The sequence below is a fragment of the Streptomyces sp. NPDC104381 genome, from assembly GCF_055583745.1.
The window spans coordinates 186,565-208,555 of the sequence record NZ_JBVJNK010000002.1; the positions used below are offsets into that span (position 1 = coordinate 186,565).

Genomic DNA, 21,991 nt, shown 5'->3' on the forward strand with positions numbered 1-21,991 from the left:
GGCCGGGTCCTCAGCCGCGCGGGCCCGGAACCGAGTCGCCCGCCACGGCGTCGCCGGGGTCGGGGGCGTCCGCGCGGGCCGGGGCATCGGCGCGAAGCGGGACCACCTCGGCGGGTACGGCGACATCAGCGAGGACGGAGGCCCCGGCAGAGGTGGGGACATCGGCCCCCGCCTGCCCCTCGGGGAGCGGTCCGTCCACCCGTACGGCGCCGGTGAAACCCTCCTGCTGCAGCGGCACCTGCGGCCCGGACAGCTCCCTCAACCAGCGTGCCAGCACCCGGTGCACGGCCTCCGCCCCCACCGGTCCGGCCTGAGGAACGCCCGGCCCGGGCTGAGGGGCGCCTGCCGGCCCGGTGTCGGACGTCCCGGGAGGGAGGTCGGCGGCCATGGCGTCGAGCGGGTCCGTCAGCGTCCGCGGCCACAGCAGGAACGGCCGTGACTGCTCGCCGCCGAGCCCGCCGTGCGAGCCGATCTGCTCCTCGAAGGCGTGTACACGGCCGGTTTCGGGGTCGTACATCGAATTGACCATGACGTCCGCGACGTGCGGGAAGCCGTCGGTGCGCCGCACCGCGTCCGCCGCGCCCGGCCCGAAGACGGCCATCGGCCCTTCGCCGTCCGTCAGCTCCGCCAGCGGGATCTCGGCCCCTCCCGGCCCGAGGACGACCGAACCGTACTTCTGGCTGCTCACGAGCAGGAAGCCGATCCCGGGGTGCGCGGCGAGGGTCCCGAGCAGTGCGGGGTAGCGCCGGTCGAGCTGCTCACGTGTGGCCCGTCCTTCGATGTCCGGGAACGACAGCAGCCCGAGATTCCCGGACGCGAGCACCACCGGGTCGGAGGGTTTGGCGGGGTGCTCGGCCTCCGACACCCCGACGACCGGCCGGTGCAGCGCGATGCGTACGGCGTCGCGGGCCTCCGAGGCGCTGCGGGTGCGCTGCGCCCGGCGGGGTACGGGCAGCCCGCAGCCCGCCCGTACGAGGTCCTTGAGCGTGAGGCCGTACCGTCCCGCGAAGGTCTCCCCCGGGCTCTGGCCGTGGTCGGAGAGCAGCACGATCCGGTAGGCGCGCGGGGTGTGGTCCGCGATCTTCAGGATGAGGCCCAGCGAGCGGTCGAGCCGTGTCAGGACCTTCTCGGCGTCCCTGCTGTGCGGCCCGGAGTGGTGGGCGACCTCGTCGTAGGCGACCAGGTCCGCGTAGACCGCGGTGCGTCCCGCGAACATGTCGCCGATGACCGCGGAGACCACCACATCGCGTTCGACGACGGTCGCGAAGGCCCTGATGAAGGGGTACAGCCCGCCGCGCTTGACCCGCGGCGACTCCTTACGCACCCGGGCCCGGACGGACTGGCCCATCTCGCGGCCCACCTCGGCGACGAAGGACAGCGCCGTACGGACCGCGTTGGCCGGGTCGGAGAAGTAGGCGAAGTAGCCGGCGCGCGAGCGGCGCCCCTTGCCGCGCCTCGCGGCCATCGAGAGGACCAGGGCGAGCTGGTCGGCGCCGCCGCTGAAGAGGTTGCCCCGGCTGGCTCCGTCGACGGTGAGGAGGCCGCCGTCATGGGTGCGGGCGATGGCCCTGCGCTGGAGTTCGAGGGCGCTCGCCGGTCTGCTGGAGACCATGACGGTGCCGGTCTCCTTCTCGAACCAGCGGAAGGCCGGGACGTCGTGGTTGCTGCCGTGCAGGATGCCGAGCTGGCTGGCGCCGGTCTGGCTGGACCAGTCCGTGGTCCACGGGGTGAGCCGGTGGCCCGCCTCGTCGGCGAGCAGGCCGGCCACGGTCGGCATGAGGCCGTCGGCCGCCGCCTGTTCGAGCACGTCGTGGCCCACGCCGTCGAGCTGGAGGAACACGATCCCGGGCGGGCCGCCCCGGCCCCGGTCCGCGGTCTGCGGCGTGCCGCTGCGTCTGCGGCGCCGGTCGGCGAGCCGGGAGAGTCTTCGCCGGTACGCGTCGTCGTCCCGGACCGCGAGTGCCGTGGAGGTCGCGGAGGCGACGGCCGACATGACGGCCGCCACCACGACGGCGGTCTCCGGGTTGGCGTCCCCGCGCCCGTCCGGGATGAGCCGCAGGGCGATGAGCAGCAGCGAGCCGTTGAGGAAGAAGACGAGGGCGCCCAGCACCAGGGCGGGCACGATGAGCAGGGCTCGGACGAGCACGGGCCACACCAGGGCGGACAGCAGGCCGAAGGCGCCCGCGCCCCAGGCCGCGGTGAAGGCGGTCCTGGTGACGGTGTCGCCGTCGTCGGCCTGGAGCTGGAAGTCGGGGAGGATCCCCGCCAGCGCCAGCATGGTGAGCGTGGAGACGGCCCACACCGAGATCACGCGTATGAGGGTTCCCCCCACCCTGCGCCATCGCCCGTCGTTCACGCCGTTCCACCTCACGTCCGGGCCCGGTGTCCGTCACGGGCCCGCATCAAGCCTGTCATAGCCCCTTCGGGCTCCTGCCGGGCCCCGGGGCCTCTCCGGGCTTCAGCAGCCGTCGTATCCTGCGGTCGGCATGGAGAGCCTGCGGTGGACGCTGGCCTTGGTGCGCGCGGTGTAGACGGGCTCCTCCAGGCCGGCGAACTCCAGTCGCACACCACGGCGGGCGCACTCCGCCGCGAAGTCCGGCACCGAGACGACCGCCCGTGCGAGCACCCGGTCGTTGGGGGCCACGAACAGCTCGACCCGCTCGTCCTCGACGCCGGACCACAGGGCGTGGTGATCGGGGCGGAGTCCGTAGACGCGGAGCTGGCGGGTGACGACGTATCCCCGTCCTGCGGCCCAGCGCGCGCACATGGCGTGCTGGCTGCGGGTGTCGACGAGGAACGGATCGCCGTCGAGCTCCTCCAGCGGTGTGAGACTGGCGATGGCCGCCACCCGTACGTCTGCGCCGACGTCGCCCATGAACGGATCCCCCCGCACTCGGATGCTGGCCACGACCCTACCCCCGCCGTAGCCCTCCGTAGCCGTCCGTGACCGCACCGGAGCAGGCGTGAAGGAGCACTCCGGCGTGGGAAGGGCGCGGACCGCATACCCTCGTACGGGAACGGTGATGGCGGGGACGCGCGGGAGGAGGCGGGGCGGTGGAGGTCACCTGGTGGGGTCATGCCACCTGCACGATCGAGGACACCGGGGTCCGGGTGCTGACCGACCCGTTGTTCGCCCGCCGCTTCGCGCATCTGCGCCGGCGCCGGGGCGAGGTCCCGCCGCCGGAGGCCGCGGTCGCCGACGCGGTCCTGATCTCCCATCTGCACTCCGACCATCTGCATCTCCCCTCCCTGGCCCGTCTCGCCCCCGGCAGCCTGCTGATCGTGCCCCGCGGCGCGGTGGGGGCCGTCCCGGGCCTCCGGCTGCTGCGCCGGGCGCGCGGGCTGCGGATCTCCGAGGTCGCCGCGGGCGATGTGGTGCGGGTCGGCGAGGTCCTGGTGCGCGCGGTTCCGGCGCTGCACGACGGGCGCCGGCTGCCGGTGGGGCCGCGCCGGGTGCCCGCTCTGGGGTACGTCGTCGAGGGCGAGGCCCGTACGTACTTCGCCGGTGACACCGGGCTCTTCGACGGCATGGCCGACGCGGTGGGGCCGGTGGACGTGGCGCTGCTCCCGGTCGGCGGCTGGGGCCCGAATCTGGGCCACCACCATCTGGACGCGACCCGTGCGGCGCAGGTGCTGACCCTGCTGGAGCCGCGGTCCGCGGTGCCGGTGCACTACGGCACGTACTGGCCGATCGGGCTGGACGGGGTCAAGCCGCACGAGTTCCACGCGCCGGGCGACGAGTTCGTGCGGCAGGCGGCGCGGGTGGCACCGGAAGTGGCGGTGCACCGGCTGGGGCACGGCGAGCATGTGAGGCCGGAGGCCCGTAGGTGATCGAGGAAGTGCTGGGGCAGCTGCCGACGGAGTCGACGCAGCAGGCCGTCGGCTACCCGTCGTTGTTCCTGCTCGTGGCGCTGGGGTCGCTGTTGCCCGTGGTTCCGACGGGGGCGCTGGTGAGTACGGCGGCGGTGGTGACGTTGCACCAGACGTCACCGTTCGCCCTGCTCGTGGTGTTCGCCGTGGCGTCCGCCGCGGCGTTCCTCGGGGACATCTGCCTGTACTGGCTGGGGCAGCGCGGGGTGCGGTCGAAGAACGGCTCGAAGTGGCTGGAGGCGATCACCAGCAGGGCCGCTCCGGAGCGGCTGGAGCAGGCTCAGCGGAAGCTGGACGAGCACGACACGATGGTGCTGGTGCTGTCCCGGCTGATACCGGCCGGGCGGATACCGGTGATGCTGGCCTGTCTGCTCGGTGAGATGCCGCTGCGGCAGTTCGCCCGGGGCGATGTGCCCGCGTGTCTGGCCTGGGCGGTGACGTACCAGCTGATCGGGATCCTGGGCGGTTCGCTGTTCCCGGAGCCGTGGGAGGGCGTGCTCGCGGCGGTGGTGCTGACGCTGCTGATCAGCGGGACTCCGGCGCTCTGGCGGCGGGTGCGGGCCCGCATGGCCGACTGAGGAAGCGGTCACCGGTCAGGCTTCCAGGACGCGCGAGGCGCCGACCGGCAGGTCCCAGAGGTCGGCGCGCGCATGCCCGGCCCGCTGCCAGGCCGTGCGGAGCCGGGTCAGCGGTTCGAGCACCGGTTCGGCGGAGAGCAGGAACGTCGCCCAGTGCATGGGGGCCATCGCGCGGGCCCCGAGGTCCTCGTACGCCTGCACGGCTTCCTCGGGGTCGGTGTGTACGTCCGAGAGCCACCAGCGCGGTTCGTACGCGCCGATCGGCAGCATGGCGAGGTCGAGGCCGGGATAGCGGCGGCCGATCTCCTTGAACCAGTGGCCGTAGCCGGTGTCCCCCGCGAAGTAGAGCCGCCGTCCCCGACCGTCGCCGAGCACCCAGCCGCCCCAGAGCGACCGGCAGGTGTCCAGGAGGGTGCGCTTGGACCAGTGGTGCGAGGGCACGAAGTCGAAGCGGACCCCGCCCAGCTCCACCGATTCCCACCAGTCCAGCTCGGTGACGCAGGTGAAGCGGCGGCGCCGGCACCAGCGGCCGAGGCCGGCGGGGACGAGGAGCGGGGTGTCCCTGGGGAGCCTGCGGAGCGTGGGGGCGTCGAGGTGGTCGTAGTGGTTGTGGCTGATGAGGACCGCGTCGACGGGCGGCAGTGCCTCCCAGCGGACCCCGACGGGGGTGATCCTGGCGGGGGTGCCCAGGATGCGGCGCGACCAGACGGGGTCGGTGAGGACGGTGAGTCCGCCGATGCGGATGATCCAGCTGGCGTGTCCGGCCCAGGTCACGGCCGTCGTGTCCGTGTCCGTGACGGGCAGGGGCTGGGGGGCGTACGGCAGCCGGTGGATGCCCCGGAGCCCCTCGGCGTTGGGCCGCAGCGAACGCTCCCTGGCCAGACGAGTCATGCCCCTGACACCAGGCAGTGGCGCGGTGAGCCGGTCGGCGAAGCTGCGGGGCCAGGTCCGGAACTCGCCGAGGGGGCGCGGAGCGGCGATGGCGGGGTCCGCGGGCGTGCGGCCGGATCCGGCGAACGGACGCTCGGTCTGTTCCGTCATCGAGAGGCTCCTGTCATCGGAGTTCATCGAGGGCTGCTGCGAACATGCTCAGTGCCCGGGCGACATGGGGCAATTCCAGGGGCTCCACCGCAGTGAGGGACTCCGTCTGCTGCTCCGGGGTCGAGCCGAGCAGGGGGCCGGTGCTCAGCCGCACACGCAGCGCTCCCAGTTCGTCCCCGAAACGGTGCCCGCCGGGAGCGGGGGCGCCGAGACGTCGCGTCAGATACTCCTCCAGCTCCATGGAGTCCGTGACCCCCCGGGCGGCCAGCCGGGCCCGCAGCGGTCCGAGGTCGGCGTAGAGATGGCGCCCGGCCTGCGGCGGCCTGGCCAGCGCGCCGACCGTGAGCACCGCGCGGTGGGCGGCGGAGGCGACGTGCGCCTGGAGGCGCGCCGCCTGCCTGATCCGCTCCCTGACGGCCTCGGGCTCCCCCAGCGCGTGGGCGGCGGCCCGGGCGACCGGCTCCGCCACGAGGGCGCCGAGCGCGGTGAGGATGTCGAGTACCCGGGCGTGGCGTGCGGCGGCGCGCGCCGTCGCGGGGAAGCGTGCGACGGCGACCGGCCAGGCGGACGGGGTGAGGGCTCCGGCCAGGTCGTACAGGACGGTGACGTCGTCGGGGCACATCTCGGCGGGGCTGAGGAGGACGGTGTCCTGGGGGCGGTGCAGGGTGTCGCGCCAGGTCTCGTCGCTGACGATGTGCAGCCCCTCGGAGACGGCGGCCTCGCACGCCTCGCGGACCAGTTCGGGCGGCGCGAGGGTCGCGGTCGGGTCGTCCACCACGGAGATCAGGAGCAGTCGGGGCCTGCCGCCCTCGGCGCGCACCCTGCGTACGGTCTCCAGCAGGGCGTACGGGTCGGGGATGCCGCCGCACTCGGCGGGTGTCGGCACATGATAGGCGGGCCGGCCCAGCAGCCGGGCCTGGGGCAGCCAGCCGGCGGGGCAGGGCCGGGGCATGAGCACGTCGCCGCCGTGCGCGGCGATCAGCGCGAGCAGGAGCGGCTGGGCGCCCGGGGCCGCGGCGACGCTCCCGGGCCCGCCGTGCAGCCCCCGGCGCTCCCAGTAGCCGCGGGCCGCCTCCCGCAGGATCGTTCCGCCTCCGGGCGGTTCGGGTCGGGTCCGTGCGGCGGAGGCGGCCAGGACGCCCGCGAGCTCGGGCAGCACGGGCAGGCCGGGATCGGGGGCCGGCGGCCCGTACCGCACGGGGCCGTGGTCCTCCTGGAGGGGGTGGCGCCGTGTCCGCTCGCTCCGGTGCATCCGGCCTCCCTCCGCCTGGGTCCGTCCAGGGCCCTTTATACGGAGGTTCCTTGGGATCCGCCCCCGGACCGGCCAAGGAAGGGGCCGTAAGTACGCATCCCGGCCCCCCGCGCGGCTCATCCGGCGAACGGCGTCCCCGGCAGGCCCTGGCCCGCGTCCGGCAGCACGAGCAGGGAGCCCGACAGCGGGTGGGGGGCGTCCAGACCCGTACGGGCGGTGGACACGTACAGATCGCGGAGGCCGGGGCCGCCGAACGCGCAGGCCGTGGGCCGCCGGACCGGCAGGTCCACCACCCGGTCCACCCGGCCGTCCGGCGTGTGGCGGCGGATCGCCGCGCCGTCCCAGAAGGCGACCCAGACGCAGCCGTCGGCGTCCACGGTCAGCCCGTCGGGCCATCCGCCGCCCTCCTCGACGGTGGCGAAGGCGCGCCGGTTCCGGACGTGCTCCCCGTCCACGTCGAAGACGTCGATCCGCCGTGCGGGGGTGTCGATGTAGTACATGAGCCGGCCGTCCGGGCTCCATCCGGTGCCGTTGCTGACCGTCACCGCGTCCAGGACGCGGCTCACCCCGCCGTCCGGGGCTATCCGGGACAGGGTGCCGCCTCCCTCCGCCTCGTCGTAGCGCATGGTGCCCGCCCAGAGCGCGCCGTCCGGTGCCACGGCAGCGTCGTTGCCCCGGCGCCCGGGGACCGGGTCGTGGACCAGCCAGGAGAAGGCGCCGTCCGCGTCGTACAGGCCCAGACCGTCCCGCAGGACGACCACGAGGCCGCCGCCCGCCCGGGGCTTGGCCGCCCCGACGTGCTGGCCGGTCGCCATGACCGTACGGCGGCCGGTCGACGGGTCGTAGGTGTGGACGCGGGCCGAGAGTATGTCGACCCAGATCAGCCGCCCGGTGGCCGGGTCCCAGGTGGGGCCTTCGCCCAGCTCGGCCCGCTCCCGCACGGCCACCTCCAGGGCCGGCCTCATATCTGCGGCCGGTGGTGTCCGAGCCGGCCGGACAGCGCGTCGGCGCCGCCCGCGGCGAGCTGCGCGAGTTCCTCCTCACGCTCCTCGGTCCAGCGGATCATCGGCACCGAGATGGAGAGCGCGGCGACGACCCGTCCGGACCGGTCCCGCACGGGCGCGGCGACACAGCTCACATCGGGGTTGGACTCCCGGTGCTCCACCGCGATGCCCCGCTTGCGGACGACGGCGAGCGCGGCCCGCAGCTCCGCGGCGTCGGTGAGGCTGTTGTCGGTCATCGCGATGAGCTCACGTCCGTCGAGGCGGGCGTCGAGCTCCGCCTCCGGGAGCGCGGCGAGCAGCAGCTTGCCGACCGAGGTGCAGTGGGCGGGCAGCTTCCGGCCCGCGGCGGAGACCATGCGGACGGCGTGGGTGGAGTCCACCTTGGCGATGTAGATGACCTCCGTGTCCTCCAGGATCGCCACGTGGACCGTCTCTCCGCAGGTCTCTGCGACCTCGCGGGCGACCTGCTGGCCCTCGGCCGCGAGGTCGAGCTTCTCGGCGTAGCGGCTGCCGAGCTGGTACGTGCGTACGCCCAGCCGGTAGCGGCCGGGCTGCTCCGGGACCGTCACCAGGTAGGAGCGCGCGGCGAGCGTGGTGAGCAGTTCGTGCACGGTGGTCCGCGGCAGTTGGAGCTTGCGGGTGACCTCGGGGGCGGAAAGGGTCCCCTCGCCCTGGAGGAAGAGCTCGAGAACATCCAGCGCCCTGGTCACCGCAGGGACGAGTCGCCCCATGATCGCCCGCCAATCTCGTTCGACACTCCGGTCAATGGCCGGAATCACGAACGCAGGCTAGCGGCAGGGAACTTGTCCGGGCAACGCCCTCGGCGGGACCGTGCGGGCAGGACGGGGCAATTGGCCATTTCTGTCCGGTTTAACCGGGATTCGATGGAGTACGGCCTGCGCGCCTCCTGGTTCACGGCCCGGTCGCAGGGTATTCGCTGTCCCATGTCGACATCGAGCAGCCTCCCCTCCCCCGGACGCTGGCGGGACCGGTTCCACCAGCGCGATCTCGCCGTGTTCCAGCGCGTCGCCGAAAGACACTGGCCCGGCGCCGAGCATGTCCTGCCACGGCTGAGCCGCAGCGCCAATCACGGGCTGCTGTGGTTCGGGGCCGCCGCGGGTATGGCGGCGCTGGGCTCCAGCGCGCGCTCCCGCAGGGCGGCGCTGCGCGGGATCGCCTCCCTGGCGGTCGCCTCGGCCGCGATCAACACCGTGGGCAAGGGGGCGGTGCGCAGGGAGCGCCCGATAGTGGATCTGGTTCCGGTCATCAGGCAGCTGAAGCGGCAGCCGTTCACCACGTCCTTCCCGTCGGGGCACGCCGCCTCGGCCGCGGCGTTCGCGACCGGTGTCGCCCTGGAGTCGAAGGGCTGGGGTGCAGTCGTCGCCCCGGTGGCGGTGGCGGTGGCCGCCTCCCGCGTCTACACCGGTGTCCACTATCCGAGCGATGTGGTGGCCGGCGCGGCGCTCGGCATAGGGGCCGCGTTCGCGCTGCGCGGCGTCGTACCGACCCGTGGACAGCTCCCGGCCCCGGGACGGCCGCCGGCCGAGGCGCCGGCGCTGCCGGCGGGCCAGGACCTGGTGGTGGTCGTCAACCGGGAGTCCGGCTCGGCGACCGCGGCGGCGACCGTCATCCGCGACGCGCTGCCGCTCGCGGAGACGATCGAGTGCGCGCCCTCGGATCTGCCCGGCTGCTTGGAGAAGGCGGCCCGCCAGGGCAAGGCCCTGGGCGTCTGCGGGGGCGACGGGACGGTCAACATGGCGGCGGCCGTCGCGGCGACCCACAGCGTGCCGCTCGCCGTGTTCCCCGGCGGGACCCTCAACCACTTCGCGTACGACCTCGGCATCGAGACCGTGCACGACACGGTGACGGCGCTGACCACGGGCGACGCGGTCCGTGTCGACCTGGGCCGGTTCCGGCCGGGGCCGAAGGGGCCGGGCGAGGCCGACGGCTACTTCCTCAACGCCTTCAGCCTGGGCGTGTATCCGGAGCTCGTACGGACCCGGGAGCACTGGGCGCCCCGGATCGGCGGGTGGCCCGCAGGCGTGCTCGCGGCCTTCGAGGCACTGCGCGGCTCACGCCCGCTGACGGCGGAACTCCAGGGCAAGCGGCGGCCGTTGTGGCTGCTCTTCGTGGGCAACGGACTCTTCCGGCGGGTGGGGCCGGCGCCGGGCCGCCGCCACAACCTGGCGGACGGACTGCTCGACGTACGCGTGGTGCACGGCGGCCGCACACCGGGGATCCGGCTGCTCGCCGCGGCGGTCGCAGGGCCGCTGAGCCGGTCGCCCGTCCACGCGGCGGTACGCCGTCGCAGGGTGCGGATCGCCGGGCTCGCACCGGGGACCCCGTACGCGTACGACGGTGAAGTGGCGCACTCCGGAACGGAGTTGCTGATCGACAAGCTGCCCGAGGCACTGACGGTGTACTGCCCGATGCCGGTGTAGCGAAGACCGCATGATGAGACGCCTATCTCAGGATCCGACATCGCGGCGTACCGTCGTCCTCATCGCCTGCGACTGAGGTCCGAGAGAGGACGTACGGCCATGCCGAAGGAAACAGCTGTCTACACCCACGGCCACCACGAGTCGGTGCTGCGTTCGCACCAGTGGCGGACCGCCGCGAACTCGGCGGCCTACCTCGTCGCCGAACTCCGCCCAGGCCAGGCGGTCCTGGACGTGGGCTGCGGGCCGGGCACCATCACCGCGGACCTCGCGTCGCTGGTGGCGCCCGGCCGGGTGACGGCGGTCGACACGAGCGGCGACGTGCTGGAGCGCGCGGCGGCGAACGCCGCCGAACGCGGCGTGGAGAACGTCGAGTTCGCCACGGCGGACGTCCACGCCCTGGACTTCCCGGACGACTCCTTCGACGTGGTCCACGCCCATCAGGTGCTGCAGCACGTCAGCGACCCGGTGCAGGCACTGCGCGAGATGCGGCGGGTGTGCCGCCCCGGCGGCGTCGTCGCCGCCCGCGACAGCGACTACGCGGCCATGACCTGGTACCCGGAGGTGCCCGGGATGCAGGAGTGGCTGGAGCTGTACGGCCGGGTGGCCCGGGCCAACGGCGGCGAACCCGACGCGGGACGCCGGCTGCTGTCCTGGGCACGGCAGGCCGGCTTCACCGACATCACGCCGACCGCGGCGGCCTGGTGCTTCGCCACCCCGGAGAACCGTGCCTGGTGGAGCGGCCTGTGGGCGGACCGTACGACCGCGTCGGTGTACGCGGAGCTGGCCGTGGACGGCGGGCACGCGAGTGCCGGGCAGCTGACCGCGATCGCGGAGGCCTGGCACGCGTGGGGCGCGGAGCCCGACGCGTGGTTCATGGTGCCCCACGGCGAGGTCCTCTGCCGGGTGTGATCCGGTGCGGGCGGGGAACCGATCACATCGCGCGTGGACGGCAACTACCCTCGTGGGCATGGAGATCCTGGGAACCACGCTGCGTATCTGCGTCGACGACCTGGAGGCCGCGGTGGCCTTCTACGAGGGCCTGACCAGCACCCCCGCACAGCGCTTCGAGCGCGGCGGGGTCTCGGTGGCCGCCATCGGCTGCTTCCTGCTGATGAGCGGCCCTGAGTCGCAGCTGGAGGTGTTGCGCAAGGTGTCGGCGACCATCGCGGTCAAGGACGTCGACGAGGCGCACGCGGCACTGACGCGGGTGGGCGCGAAGATCGTCGCGGGCCCCGTGCCCACCCCCGCCGGCCGCAATCTGATCGCTCTGCATCCGGACGGCTCGGTCTTCGAGTACGTCGACCGGAACGTGGCGGTCTAGAACCTCGGGACAGTCATCGGCCCTTCGCTTCCGGCCCGGCCTCGGCGAAGGCGCCGACGACCAGGTCGGTGAGGAGCGCGCCCGCCGTGCCGTCGGGGTCCAGGTCGGGGTCGTAGATCGTGACGTTGAGTCCCACGCAGCGCGGTGACCGGACGAGCGTGCGCAGCAGCGGGGCGAGTTCGTCGGGGAGCAGACCGCCCGCGTCGGGGCTGTCGACGGCGGGCATCACGCTCGGGTCGAGCACATCGGCGTCGAGGTGGACCCAGAAGCCGTCGAGCACCGGGATCTCCAAGGTCTGCACCACGGCGCGGGCGATGTCGGCCGGCCCCCACTCCCTGATCTCCCCCACCGTCGCGTTGGAGATCTTCAGCGTGGCCATCTCGGTGCGGTCCTCGTCCTCGTCACGCATGCCGAAGAGCCGGACGTCCTCGTCCCTGAGGTAGGGCCGCAGCCCTTCCAGGTCGGTGAGGTCCGCCTGCCCGCGTCCGGTGGACAGGGCCAGTTCCTCGCCGCCCGCCGCGCCGATCCGGTCGCTGTTGCCCGGGTGCCGGAAGTCCGCCGAGCCGTCGATCGCGGCGAGCCCGTACCGGCCGATACGGCGCAGGGCGAGGGCGGCGCCGAGCTGGATGGAACAGTCGCCGCCGAGGACGACCGGGAACTCGCCGGCCCTGACGTGTGCTTCGACGCGGTCGGCGAGCTTACGGGTGTAACCGGCGAGGGCGGCCGCGTTGAAGACCCCGTCGCCCTCCTGCCAGTCACCGAGGTCGTAGCGGGGAGGCACGACGACACCGCCCTCCAGCGCTCCGAGTCGCTGCACGATGCGCTGCTCACGGAGCGCGCCGGCCAGTTTGTAGCAGCCGGGTACGGTGCCGGGGGCGGGGGGCCGCAGCCCGAGGTTCGAGGGGGCGTCGAGGACGACGAGAGTGCGCATGCGGCCCATCCTTACCGCCGCGACCGGCCGTTGTCCCGGTGATTTACCCAAGCCCCTGTCCGTGAAAGGCCGTTCGGCAGGGGCGGAGCGTCGGCCCCGGGACCTGCCACCGGACCCCGCGGGCGTCTCATCCCCACTGCCGGCCGGCCAGCGGCGCGGTGTCCTCCCCCTCGCCGTGGGAGACGCCGTGCAGGAAGGCGCGCAGCGCGTCGGTGCCCGAGTGCGCGGGCCGCCAGCCCAGTTCCTCCCGGGCCCGGCCGCTGTTCATGACCGGGAGGCGCAGCACGGCGTCGAACAGGTGCGGGGAGGCGGGCACGGCGTGGGTGCGCCAGGCGGCGGCCAATGCGGTGCGCACCAGCGCCGTCGGGGCGGGTACGACGCGGGCGTCGAGCAGCCGGGCGAGCTGCCGGGCGTCGGTCACGGAGTCCGCGGCCAGGTTGAAGGCGCCCCGGACATCGGTGGTGACGGCGAGCCGGTACGCCTGGGCCGCGTCGTCCGTGTGCAGCACCTGGAAGCGCAGCCCCGCGAGATCGGGGACGAACGGCAGGAGGTCGGGGCGGAGCAGGAAGCCCGGCAGGTGGCGACCGCCGAAGATCCGGCGCTGTTCGCTGGCCGCCGTCCTCTTGAACAGGAACCCGGGCCGCATACGCACCACCCTGATCTGCGGATTCCGTAGCTCGAAGGTGTCCAGGACACGCTCCAGATAGGCCTTCTCCCGGCAGTACGCCGCGTCCGGCCACCCGTGGGTGGGCCACTGCTCGTCCACCCCCGGTTCCTGCTTCGGCCCCGGCGAGTACGCCCCCACCGACGAGGCGTGGACCAGAACCGGTACGCCCGAGTCCCGGACCGCGCCGAAGACCCGGAGCGAGCCCTCGACGTTGCTCCGCCAGGTGACGACGGGGTCGTGGGTCGGCTGGAAGCGCCAGGCCAGGTGGATGGCGGCGTCGGCGCCGGAGAGGTGTTCCGCCAGGCGGCGTGGGCTGTCACCGTGTTCGAGGTCCACCGTGCCCCACTCCACGCCGGGCACGGTCAGCTCCGGGCGCCGTCGCGCCAGTCCGAGCACCGAGGACACCGCGGGGTCCTCGGCCAGCGCCCGGACGACGCTGGTCCCCGCGTTCCCGGTGGCGCCGGTGACCACGACGCGCAGGCCGCGCGGTGCGTTCGTCATCGCTCCTCCTGTCCCGTGCGACGGCCCGCCGCGCGGTGGGCCCCGGGGACGGTCACGGCCTGAGCAGGGTCTTCACCATGCCGTCCGCCTTCTGCTGGAAAGTCTCGTACGCCTTCGGGGCGTCGGCCAGCGGCAGGTGGTGGGTGGCGAAGTCGTCCACGCCGAGCGGGTCGTCGTCGACGAGCAGCGGCAGGATGGCGGGCACCCAGTTCCGGACGTTCGCCTGTCCCATCCGCAGCTGGATCTGCTTGTCGAACATCTTGAGCAGCGGCAGCGGGTCGACCGCGCCGCCGTAGACACCGGAGACGGACACGGTGCCGCCCCGGCGCACCAGGTCGATCGCGGCGAGCAGCGCGCCGAGACGGTCGATGCCCGCACGCTCCATCAGCACGCGCGCCGCCGGGTCGGGCAGCAGGCCGACGGCCCACTGCCCCGCCTTGGCCACGGGCGCGCCATGGGCCTCCATGCCGACGGCGTCGATGACCGCGTCGGTGCCACGGCCGTCGGTCAGTTCCCGTACGGCGTCACCCAGGTTCTTGCCGTACTCCCGCAGGTCCAGGGTCTTCACACCCCGTGCGGAGGCCCGGTAGAGACGGTCGGAGACCAGGTCCACGCCGATCACGAGACCGGCGCCGCGGTGCAGGGCGATCCGTGCCGCCATGTCACCGATCGGCCCGAGTCCCAGGACGGTGACGCTGCCGCCCGGGGGGACGGCGGCGTACTCGACGGCCTGCCAGGCGGTCGGCAGGACGTCCGACAGATAGACGAACCGGTCGTCGGGAGGGCCGTCGGGGACCTTGACCGGGAGGGTGTTGCCGAAGGGGACGCGCAGCAGCTCGGCCTGCCCGCCGGGCACCTGCCCGTAGAGCTTGGTGTAGCCGAACAGCGCGGCGCCGCTTCCGTACTCCCGGACCTGGGTGGTCTCGCACTGCGACTGGAGTCCCTGGTCGCACATGAAGCAGTCGCCGCAGGAGACGTTGAACGGCACCACCACGCGGTCGCCGCGCTTGACGGCGGTGACGTCCCGTCCGGTCTCCTCCACCACACCCATCGGCTCGTGCCCGAGGATGTCGCCCGGTTCGAGGTAGGGGCCGAGCACCTCGTACAGGTGCAGGTCCGATCCGCAGATACCGCTGGAGGTGATCCGGACGATGATGTCCGTCGGGTCCTGGATCACCGGGTCCGGGACCGTCTCCACCCGGACGTCCCGCCGCCCGTGCCACGTCAGTGCGCGCATGTGCCCTCTCCTCACTCGCCGAGTGGGTTCGCCCCGCAGGTCGCCCATCCGTTCTACCTCCCGTCCGGGCGCGCCGTGCACAGCGGCTCCGTGCCGTGCGGAGGGCTGCCGGGGCCGTCGGGGCGCCCCGACGGCCCCGGAGAGGCGAACCGGCCCGTTGGGCCGTTCGGGTGACCCCCGGAGCGGCCGTCCGGCGGGCTCGCGGCCGCCTGGCGGGGCAAGGAGTCACGCGTAGCATGGCTGGTGACCACGTCGCCGTACCCACCCGTCCGATGTCCGCGTGGAGGGGTCCATGGCCGTCCGCCACCAGATCATCCATCAGCCGCCCTCGGTCCTGTGGTCGGTCCTGGAGCAACCGGAGCAGTACGGGAAGTGGGTGGTGGGGACCCACGACTCCCGTCTGCTCACGGGGCGGTGGCCCGAGGTCGGCTCCTCCATCGAGTACACCCTGCGCCTCGGCCCGAAGGACTTCCGGGGCCGTACCACCGTGCGCCGCCTGGAACGACCGAGGGCGCTCGAACTGGAGGTGTACAGCGGCTTCCTGGGAACCGCGCGCATCGCGTTCGACATCCGCCCCTGGGGCGACGAGACACTGCTGCTGATCGACGAGCACCCGCTGCGGGGGCTCGGCGGCGCCCTGCACAACGTGGCCCTGGAGGCGGTGCTCCAGATCAGGCACCGCGCCATGCTGGGGCGGCTGGCGTCGGTGGTGGACACGGAGGCGCACGGCGCGGGATGACGCGCGCGGCGGCCTTCAGCCGCGGGTCCTGGCCACGCACTCGGTCACCACGGTCCGCAGGCTGTCCGAGTCCGCCAGCAGCTCCCGCTGGGTCCGGGCGCCGGTCCCCCGCGTCAGCACGGCCCGCAGCGCCTTGTCCGCGGACGTGAGGTCGCCGCTGTCCTCCAGGGCGTCGCTCACATGGGCGAGCAGGGCATGGACGACGTCTCCGGCCGGTTCGGGGCGCAGGGTGAGCGGATGGAGCAGCCGGCCCTCCGTACCCGAGCGGGCGGCCTGCCAGGCGGCCATGCGCAGCACGCTCACCGGGACCGGCGCCGGCGGCTCACCGGCCCGCCAGGCGCGTGCCGCCGTCTCGACGAGACCGCGCGCGAGCGTGGCGAGCAGCACCGGGTCCGCCGGGTCCAGGCACACGTCCGCGACCCTGAACTCCACGGTGGGGTAACGGTGCGAGAGCCGTGCGTCGAAGTAGATCATCCCCTCGTCGCGCAGGACCTCCGTGCCAACCAGCGCCCGCACCTGCTCGTGGTAGCGGTCCGGTGAGCCGAAGATCTCCACCGGGCCCGCCGAGGGCCAGCGGCCCCACACCCGGCTGCGGTAACTGTCGTACGAGGTGTCCTGCCCCTGCCAGAAGGGGGAGTTCGCGCTCAGGGCCAGCAGGACGGGGAGCCAGGGACGCAGCCGGTCCAGTACGGCGACGCCCTCCTCGTCCGACTCCACCGACACATGCACATGGCAGCCGCAGGTCAGCTGCTCCTGCGCGGTCAGGCCGAACCGCTCCGCCAGCCACCTGTACCGCTCGTCCTCCCCGATGGACGGGCTGACCGGCAGCGGCGAGGTCGCCAGGGCCGCGACGGCCGCGCCCGCCTCGGCGGCGCTGTGGGCCGCCTCCGCCCGCCAGCGCAGGATCTCCTCCGCCAGGTCCTCCATCGCGCTGCGTGGCTCGGTCGCGAACTCCAGCTGCTCGTCGTGCAGTTCGGACTCGAATACGGACTCCCCCGCCGCCCGGCGCTCCGCGAGGGCCAGCACCGCCGTCGACAGTGCCCGGGGATCCCCGCTCTCCGCGTCGACGAGCAGGAGTTCTTCCTCGACACCGACAGTCCGCACACCCGTATCCTCTCAGCCGCCCGCCGCGCCCGTGGCGCGCTGCGACGCGCGTACCCCCGGTGGCGCCTTTCAGGCAGCCCGGCGGCCGAGCGGGTTGCTAGCGGGCCGCGCGCCGGCGGAACAGGTAGGCCCCGCAGAGCGCACCCGCCACGAAGACCCCGAGCAGCGCCGCCCAGAGCGGCATCGTGACCTTGGGGATGATCACCCGGATGGTGACGTCGTCGGTGTTCACACAGATGAAGACGATCGTCAGGATCGCCAGGACGGTGACGGCGATCCTGGCCGGGGTGAAGGCGTTCGTGCTCTGGCTGGACACGTCCTTGGGGCTCATGAGCGGCCCTTTCGCTGGGTTCCTGGTGCCGGCCGGGAACGGCGCGGTCCCCGGACCCCAGGATGGCTCCGCCCCGGGTCCGGGGAGCTGTGCAGCAGGGCCGTACGGGTGACGGTCAGCCCGTCACGGGGAGCTCCAGGACGCCGGTGTCCTGCGGGGCGCTGACCACGGTGACCGGCTTGAGCCCCCGGTTGCCGAAGAACGCCGTGTCGCTCGCGGCGATCACGAACCGCAGCCGGTGCTCGGCCTCGTACCGGTGCACGACGCCCGGCAGCTCGACGGTGAAGGGGCGGGTGACGTCGGGGACGCGTACGGGCGCCACCAGGCGGTTCACCAGGGTCTGCTTCCCGTCGGGCGCCACGTCGTACGCCTTGGCGAACAGCACCAGCTTGTCGGCGGCGTCACCGCTGTTCTGGACCCGTTCCGTCTTCGGCGAGACGACCTTCAGGGTGGCCTTCGGGGCCCCCACGACGTCCATGGGCGCGGTCAGCGGGGCGCTGGTCCAGCCGAGGTAGGTGCCCTTCGTGTCGTACGGCGCCGGGTCGGGCAGTCCGATGAGTCCGGCGAGGGAGCTCTCGGAGTGGCTGGTCGGAAGGAGCCAGTTGGTGTACTGGCGGCTGCCCCGGGTGACCTTCTCGCGGTCGTCCACCAGGGCTCCGTCGCCGGAGAGGTACAGCGTGCGGGTCAGGCCGGGGACGGCGTCCGCCGTGCCGTAGCCGCTCGTCCAGTCACGGTAGTACGCGAACTCGGGTCCCGTGGAAGCGGCTTCGTCGTGGTGGAGGTAGCGGTCGAACCAGGCGAGGATGCGCTGACCGACGTAGCTGGACTCCAGATCCCCCGTGGAGAGGTCGAGTTCACCGGGCACCTGGCCACCGCTGTGCCCCCAGGCCTGCCAGATCATCTTCGTCGTGGTGCCCTGCGCCTTGAGCGTCCGGTAGGTGGCGGTCGCCTCGTTGAGGTTGAACAGGCTGTCGGCCTGGCCCTGGACGAGCAGCGTGGGCGCGGTGACACCGGACAGGTAGGAGGCCGGTGAGACGCTCCGCGCGTACGTCAGCATCTCCTCGGTCGCCGCGGCCGGGTAGCGGCCGGAGTTCAGCAGGCGGATGGTGTCGCAGGCCCGCTCGGCGAAGTGCAGGCAGCCGAGACCGCCGATGCGCGACGGGTCGAGGCTCGGGACGAGCAGCGGCTGGCCCTCACCCATGAGGTAGAAGCCGTTGGTCCACTGCCACTTGAAGACACCGGGTGTGCCGGACGAGACCCCGGTGGCCGCCCCGGTGGCGTTGGGGGCGAGCGAGTACGCCAGGTCGTTCCAGGTGATCAGCGGGACGAGCGCGTCCACCCGGTGGTCGGCGGAGGCGGTCGCCATCTGGATGGCTCCGCCGTACGAGCCGCCGATCATGCCGACCACGGGGTCGCCCGGTGCGTCGGCGGTGACGAAGTCGGCCTTGGTGCCGTCGTCGGCGGCGCGGGTCCCGGCGAGGAAGTCGACGAGCCCGGAGGCCGCCTTGCCGTCGATCGCGGGGTCGTCGAGCGTGATGAGGCAGCCCGACTTGCCGAAGCCCAGGCCCGAGTAGACGAGTCCGACGTAGCCGCGCTCGGCGAAGGCCTTGCCGATGACGTCGGTGGAGCCGTCCGACTTGCTGCCGCCGAAGCCGTTGGTGGCGAGGACGGCCGGTGCCGGGTGCTGCGCGTCGACCCCGGCCGGCCGGTAGAGGTCGGCGTCGACCGTGCAGGACCGGTCGCCGGCCCGCACGGTGAACTCCAGCGGGGTGACGGTGTACCGGTCGGCGGCGGCCGCCTGAGGGGCTCCGGTCAGGGCGAGCGGGGCGAGAAGCGCCGCCCCGGCGAGCAGGGTGAGTGGACGGCGGAATCTGGGCACAGCACGCGACACATGGACCTCCACACCGAGGACACATTACCGACCGGTAAGTACCGGGCCAGGCCCATGCTGTGACACAGGTCATACCGCTGTCAACGTACGGGAGCGGAGTTTTCGGCGCGACACCGGACCGCCTTCGGAACTGACGGGCCGTCAGAGCAGCGCCGGCACCTCGGAGGTGAGTGTGCACCGGCCGCCGTCGGCGGGTGCCTCCAGCACGGCCGGCACACCGAGCGGGACGGTCAGGGCCGTCGGGCCGTGGCCGAAGCCCAGCTCCTCGACCACCGGGATCCCGAGCCCGCCCAGCCGGTCGGCGAGCACGGCCCGCACCCCGTCGTACGGACCGCAGCCCTCCCAGGAGCCGCACACCACCCCGGATATCCCGTCGAGGGCGCCGATGCGCAGCAGCCGGGTGAGGATGCCGTCGAGCCGGTACGGCTCCTCCCCGGTGTCCTCGACGACGAGCAGCCCGCCCTCGGCGGAGGTCCGGGCGCGCGGGGTGCCGGCATCGGCGGCCAGAAGGCTCACGCAGCCGCCGTAGGTGACGCCCCGGGCCGTGCCGGGGACCAGCGCGACCGCCGTGTCCAGCCCCAGGGTCCGCACCGACTCGGGTTCGAACAGGGTGGACCGCAGGGCCTGTTGCGTGGCGGCGTCCTTGAGGAAGACCTCGGTGGCGACCATCGGGCCGTGCAGCGTGGAGAACCCGGCCCGCAGCGCGAAGGCCTCGTGCAGCACGGTGATGTCGCTGTAGCCGACGAACACCTTGGGCCCGGCCGCCCGGATCGCGGGCCAGTCCAGGAGATCGACCATGCGGTGGGCTCCGTACCCTCCCCTGGCGCACAGCACGGCGTCCACCGTCGGGTCGCACCATGCCTCCTGGAGGTCCCGGGCGCGGCCCTCGTCCGGGCCGGCCAGATGGCCGAGCACGGGATGTGTGTCGAGCACGTGCGGAGCGACGACGGGATCGAGGTCCCAGCCGCGCAGCAGGTCGAGGCCGCGCTCCAGCCGTTCGGGCGGCACCGGTCCGCTGGGGGCGACGACCGCGACCCGGGCGCCGGGCCGCAACCGGGCCGGCCGGGCGAGGGGCTCCAGGGTCACTTCTTCAGCTCCAGCGGCGGGATGTCGGGGCGGTCGATGCCGAACGTCTGGGCGTACAGGGAGAGTTCGGCCTCCAGTGCGCGCCGCACGGTGTCGGCACGCCGGAAGCCGTGGCCCTCCCCCTCGAAGGCGAGGTACGCGTGCGGGATCCCGCGCCCCTCGATCGCGGCGAGGAATCGCTCGCACTGGACGGCCGGGCAGATCGGGTCGTCGAGCCCCTGGAGCAGGACGAACGGCGCGGTGAGCCCGTCCGTGTGATGGACGGGCGAGCGCTCCCGGTAGCGCTCGGGCACCTCGGCGTACGGGCCCACGAGCGACTCCAGGTACTGCGACTCGAAGTCGTGGGTCTCGCCGGTCGCCCAGCCCTCCAGGTCGAGGATCGGGTAGCTGATCGCGCCGCACGCGTACACGTCGGTCTGCGTGAGCGAGGCGGCGGTGGTCCAGCCGCCCGCACTGCCGCCCCGGATCGCGAGCCGGTCCCGGTCGGCCGTCCCCTCCTCGGCGAGCGCGAGAGCCACGGCCGCGCAGTCCTCCACGTCGACGACGCCCCACTGTTCGCGCAGCCGCTCCCGGTACGCACGCCCGTATCCGGTCGACCCCCCGTAGTCGACCTCCGCGACACCGATGCCCCGGGAGGTGAAGTAGGCGATCTCCAGGTCGAGTACGAGCGGGGAGCGGCCGGTGGGGCCGCCGTGCGCCCAGATGACGTACGGCGGCAGCTCGCCGTCCGGGCCGGTGCGGTCGGGGTGGCGCGGCGGATACACATGGGCGTGGATCTCGCGGCCCGCGGGACCGGTGAAGGTGCGGATCAGCGGTTCGGGGTGGTAGGCGGGGTCGACCGCGTCCTGGTGCGGGACGCCGATCGTCCGGGTGTGCCCGGTGGCGGTGTCCAGCTCCACCACCTCGTACGAGGTGTGGGCGCTCGCGGCGACACCGATGACCCGGGAGTCCTGCACGGCGAGCGTCTCCGCCCACGCGGTCCAGGGCCCCACGGCGTCGACCAGTTCACCGGTCTCGGGGTCGAGCACACCGAGCGCGGTGGTGCCCCGGCCGTGGATGACGGCGATCAGCCCGTTGTCCAGGAGCTGGAACCAGCGCAGGCCGATCTTCCACATCGGTCCGCCGAACTCCTCGCTCCGGCCGCCGCAGAGCCGGCTGCTGGGCACGACCGCGTCGGCCACGGCGTCGGGCCTGAGGCGCTGGAGCTCCCACCACCCTGCGACGTCCGAGACGAAGACCAGCGAGCCGTCGCGGTCCCACTCCACCTGGACGACCGACTCGTCCACGTCGCCGACCAGGGACCGGATCCCGGTGAACTCGCCCCCATCGGTCACCTCGGCCATCTTCACGACCGTGCCGTCCCACGGCATCCGCGGATGGTCCCAGGCGATCCAGGCCACCCTCCGGCCGTCGTGCGAGAGCCGGGGCCCGGTGACGAACCGGTTCCGGTCGTCGGTGAGTTCGCGCACGGCGGCGCGGTCGCCGGCCGCCGATCCGTCCAGCGGCACGGCGGCGATCACCCGCCGCACGTCGGTGGGCGACTCGCCGGTGAACTCCTCCAGCACGCACCAGACCTCACCGCGCGCGAGGTGCACCTGCGGGTCCACCCACCGCAGTCCGCCGCCGATGCCGGACACGGGGGTGAGCGGCCACGGTTCGTCGGGGCCGTCCGGGGCGTAGGCGTACAGCCGCTGGTCGGGGAAGTGGACGAAGACGACCAGCGGCCCGCCCTCCTCGCGCGGCGCCCCGGCCCACGGCGACCCGCCGTACTCGATGACGCGGCTGCGGGGGTTCCACGGCTCGGGGAGCACCGACCGGGTGGAGCCGTCGGCCCTCCGGCGCACGAGGGCCCGGCGGCCGCCCTCCGCCGGGCGCGGCTCCGTCCACCACACCTCGTCGCCGACGGTGCCCACGAATTCGGGCCGGCCGTCGTGCGAGGCGGTCAGTGCCGCGTCGATCGGTGACGGCCATGTGCCGTACGCCGCTTCGGACGTCAT

At 73.5% G+C, this 21,991-nt stretch carries 20 protein-coding genes; 6 read left to right on the forward strand and 14 right to left on the reverse strand.

The features are described 5' to 3' along the window. Positions 1–10: 10 nt before the first annotated feature. Together ACZ607_RS05860 and ACZ607_RS05865 are read right to left on the reverse strand one after the other, a co-directional pair. Positions 11–2,356, reverse strand: coding sequence for a phage holin family protein (locus ACZ607_RS05860; protein ID WP_469732144.1), 2,346 nt, complete (start codon positions 2,354–2,356; stop codon positions 11–13). Positions 2,357–2,458: 102 nt separating this feature from the next. Continuing rightward, positions 2,459–2,875 carry a hypothetical protein gene (locus tag ACZ607_RS05865; protein WP_469733402.1) on the reverse strand — a complete coding sequence of 139 codons (417 nt, stop codon included), beginning with the start codon at positions 2,873–2,875 and terminating at the stop codon, positions 2,459–2,461. 179 nt (positions 2,876–3,054) lie between these two features. On the opposite strand from ACZ607_RS05865, the gene ACZ607_RS05870 reads away from it, so the two are divergent. Then, entirely contained in the window at positions 3,055–3,831 is a 777-nt protein-coding gene (locus ACZ607_RS05870; RefSeq protein ID WP_469732146.1) for an MBL fold metallo-hydrolase, read from the forward strand. Further along, positions 3,828–4,448, forward strand: coding sequence for a DedA family protein (locus ACZ607_RS05875; protein WP_469732148.1), 621 nt, complete (start codon positions 3,828–3,830; stop codon positions 4,446–4,448). Before ACZ607_RS05870 ends, ACZ607_RS05875 begins: the two co-directional genes overlap by 4 nt. A 15-nt stretch (positions 4,449–4,463) precedes the next feature. Here the strand turns inward: ACZ607_RS05875 and ACZ607_RS05880 are convergent, their stop codons facing one another. The 4 genes from ACZ607_RS05880 to ACZ607_RS05895 all read right to left on the reverse strand — a co-directional run bounded on the left by ACZ607_RS05880 (position 4,464) and on the right by ACZ607_RS05895 (position 8,476). Beyond that, complete coding sequence (locus ACZ607_RS05880) at positions 4,464–5,489, reverse strand: MBL fold metallo-hydrolase (RefSeq protein WP_469732150.1); 1,026 nt, start codon at positions 5,487–5,489, stop codon at positions 4,464–4,466. A gap of 13 nt (positions 5,490–5,502) precedes the next feature. Next, the gene (locus tag ACZ607_RS05885) at positions 5,503–6,741 is read right to left on the reverse strand and encodes an aminotransferase class I/II-fold pyridoxal phosphate-dependent enzyme (protein ID WP_469732152.1); all 1,239 of its coding nucleotides are present in this window, start codon (positions 6,739–6,741) and stop codon (positions 5,503–5,505) included. Between the two features lie 116 nt (positions 6,742–6,857). Continuing rightward, positions 6,858–7,706, reverse strand: coding sequence for an SMP-30/gluconolactonase/LRE family protein (locus ACZ607_RS05890; protein ID WP_469732154.1), 849 nt, complete (start codon positions 7,704–7,706; stop codon positions 6,858–6,860). Further along, entirely contained in the window at positions 7,703–8,476 is a 774-nt protein-coding gene (locus ACZ607_RS05895) for an IclR family transcriptional regulator (protein ID WP_469732156.1), read from the reverse strand. Before ACZ607_RS05895 ends, ACZ607_RS05890 begins: the two co-directional genes overlap by 4 nt. Positions 8,477–8,689: 213 nt before the next feature. On the opposite strand from ACZ607_RS05895, the gene ACZ607_RS05900 reads away from it, so the two are divergent. From ACZ607_RS05900 to ACZ607_RS05910, 3 genes are all read left to right on the forward strand, one after another. Next, on the forward strand, positions 8,690–10,186 hold the full coding sequence (locus ACZ607_RS05900; RefSeq protein ID WP_469732158.1) for a phosphatase PAP2 family protein: 1,497 nt from the start codon (positions 8,690–8,692) through the stop codon (positions 10,184–10,186). Positions 10,187–10,285: 99 nt separating this feature from the next. Next, entirely contained in the window at positions 10,286–11,095 is an 810-nt protein-coding gene (locus tag ACZ607_RS05905; RefSeq protein WP_469732160.1) for a class I SAM-dependent methyltransferase, read from the forward strand. Positions 11,096–11,153: 58 nt separating this feature from the next. Further along, positions 11,154–11,507, forward strand: coding sequence for a VOC family protein (locus ACZ607_RS05910; RefSeq protein ID WP_469732162.1), 354 nt, complete (start codon positions 11,154–11,156; stop codon positions 11,505–11,507). A 13-nt stretch (positions 11,508–11,520) separates the two neighbouring features. Here ACZ607_RS05910 and ACZ607_RS05915 read toward each other — a convergent pair whose 3' ends face one another. The 3 genes from ACZ607_RS05915 to ACZ607_RS05925 all read right to left on the reverse strand — a co-directional run bounded on the left by ACZ607_RS05915 (position 11,521) and on the right by ACZ607_RS05925 (position 14,843). Continuing rightward, positions 11,521–12,438: an arginase family protein gene (locus ACZ607_RS05915; protein WP_469732164.1), complete on the reverse strand. Its 918-nt coding sequence runs from the start codon at positions 12,436–12,438 to the stop codon at positions 11,521–11,523. A 127-nt stretch (positions 12,439–12,565) separates the two neighbouring features. Further along, positions 12,566–13,606, reverse strand: a complete 1,041-nt coding sequence (locus tag ACZ607_RS05920; protein ID WP_469732166.1) for an NAD-dependent epimerase/dehydratase family protein — start codon at positions 13,604–13,606, stop codon at positions 12,566–12,568. 52 nt (positions 13,607–13,658) lie between these two features. After that, positions 13,659–14,843: an alcohol dehydrogenase catalytic domain-containing protein gene (locus tag ACZ607_RS05925; protein ID WP_469732168.1), complete on the reverse strand. Its 1,185-nt coding sequence runs from the start codon at positions 14,841–14,843 to the stop codon at positions 13,659–13,661. A 292-nt stretch (positions 14,844–15,135) separates the two neighbouring features. Here ACZ607_RS05925 and ACZ607_RS05930 point away from each other — a divergent pair, with 292 nt between their 5' ends. Then, positions 15,136–15,582 (forward strand): SRPBCC family protein, encoded by a 447-nt coding sequence (locus ACZ607_RS05930; RefSeq protein WP_469732170.1) that lies wholly within the window; start codon positions 15,136–15,138, stop codon positions 15,580–15,582. A gap of 15 nt (positions 15,583–15,597) precedes the next feature. Here the strand turns inward: ACZ607_RS05930 and ACZ607_RS05935 are convergent, their stop codons facing one another. From ACZ607_RS05935 to ACZ607_RS05955, 5 genes are all read right to left on the reverse strand, one after another. Beyond that, positions 15,598–16,686: a glutamate--cysteine ligase 2 gene (locus ACZ607_RS05935; protein WP_469732172.1), complete on the reverse strand. Its 1,089-nt coding sequence runs from the start codon at positions 16,684–16,686 to the stop codon at positions 15,598–15,600. A 97-nt stretch (positions 16,687–16,783) separates the two neighbouring features. Further along, on the reverse strand, positions 16,784–17,017 hold the full coding sequence (locus tag ACZ607_RS05940) for a LapA family protein (protein WP_469732173.1): 234 nt from the start codon (positions 17,015–17,017) through the stop codon (positions 16,784–16,786). 115 nt (positions 17,018–17,132) lie between these two features. Next, positions 17,133–18,920: a CocE/NonD family hydrolase gene (locus ACZ607_RS05945; RefSeq protein ID WP_469732174.1), complete on the reverse strand. Its 1,788-nt coding sequence runs from the start codon at positions 18,918–18,920 to the stop codon at positions 17,133–17,135. A 129-nt stretch (positions 18,921–19,049) separates the two neighbouring features. Further along, positions 19,050–19,994, reverse strand: coding sequence for a S66 peptidase family protein (locus tag ACZ607_RS05950; RefSeq protein WP_469732176.1), 945 nt, complete (start codon positions 19,992–19,994; stop codon positions 19,050–19,052). Next, positions 19,991–21,991: a S9 family peptidase gene (locus tag ACZ607_RS05955; protein WP_469732178.1), complete on the reverse strand. Its 2,001-nt coding sequence runs from the start codon at positions 21,989–21,991 to the stop codon at positions 19,991–19,993. The genes ACZ607_RS05950 and ACZ607_RS05955 overlap by 4 nt, the downstream gene beginning before the upstream one ends.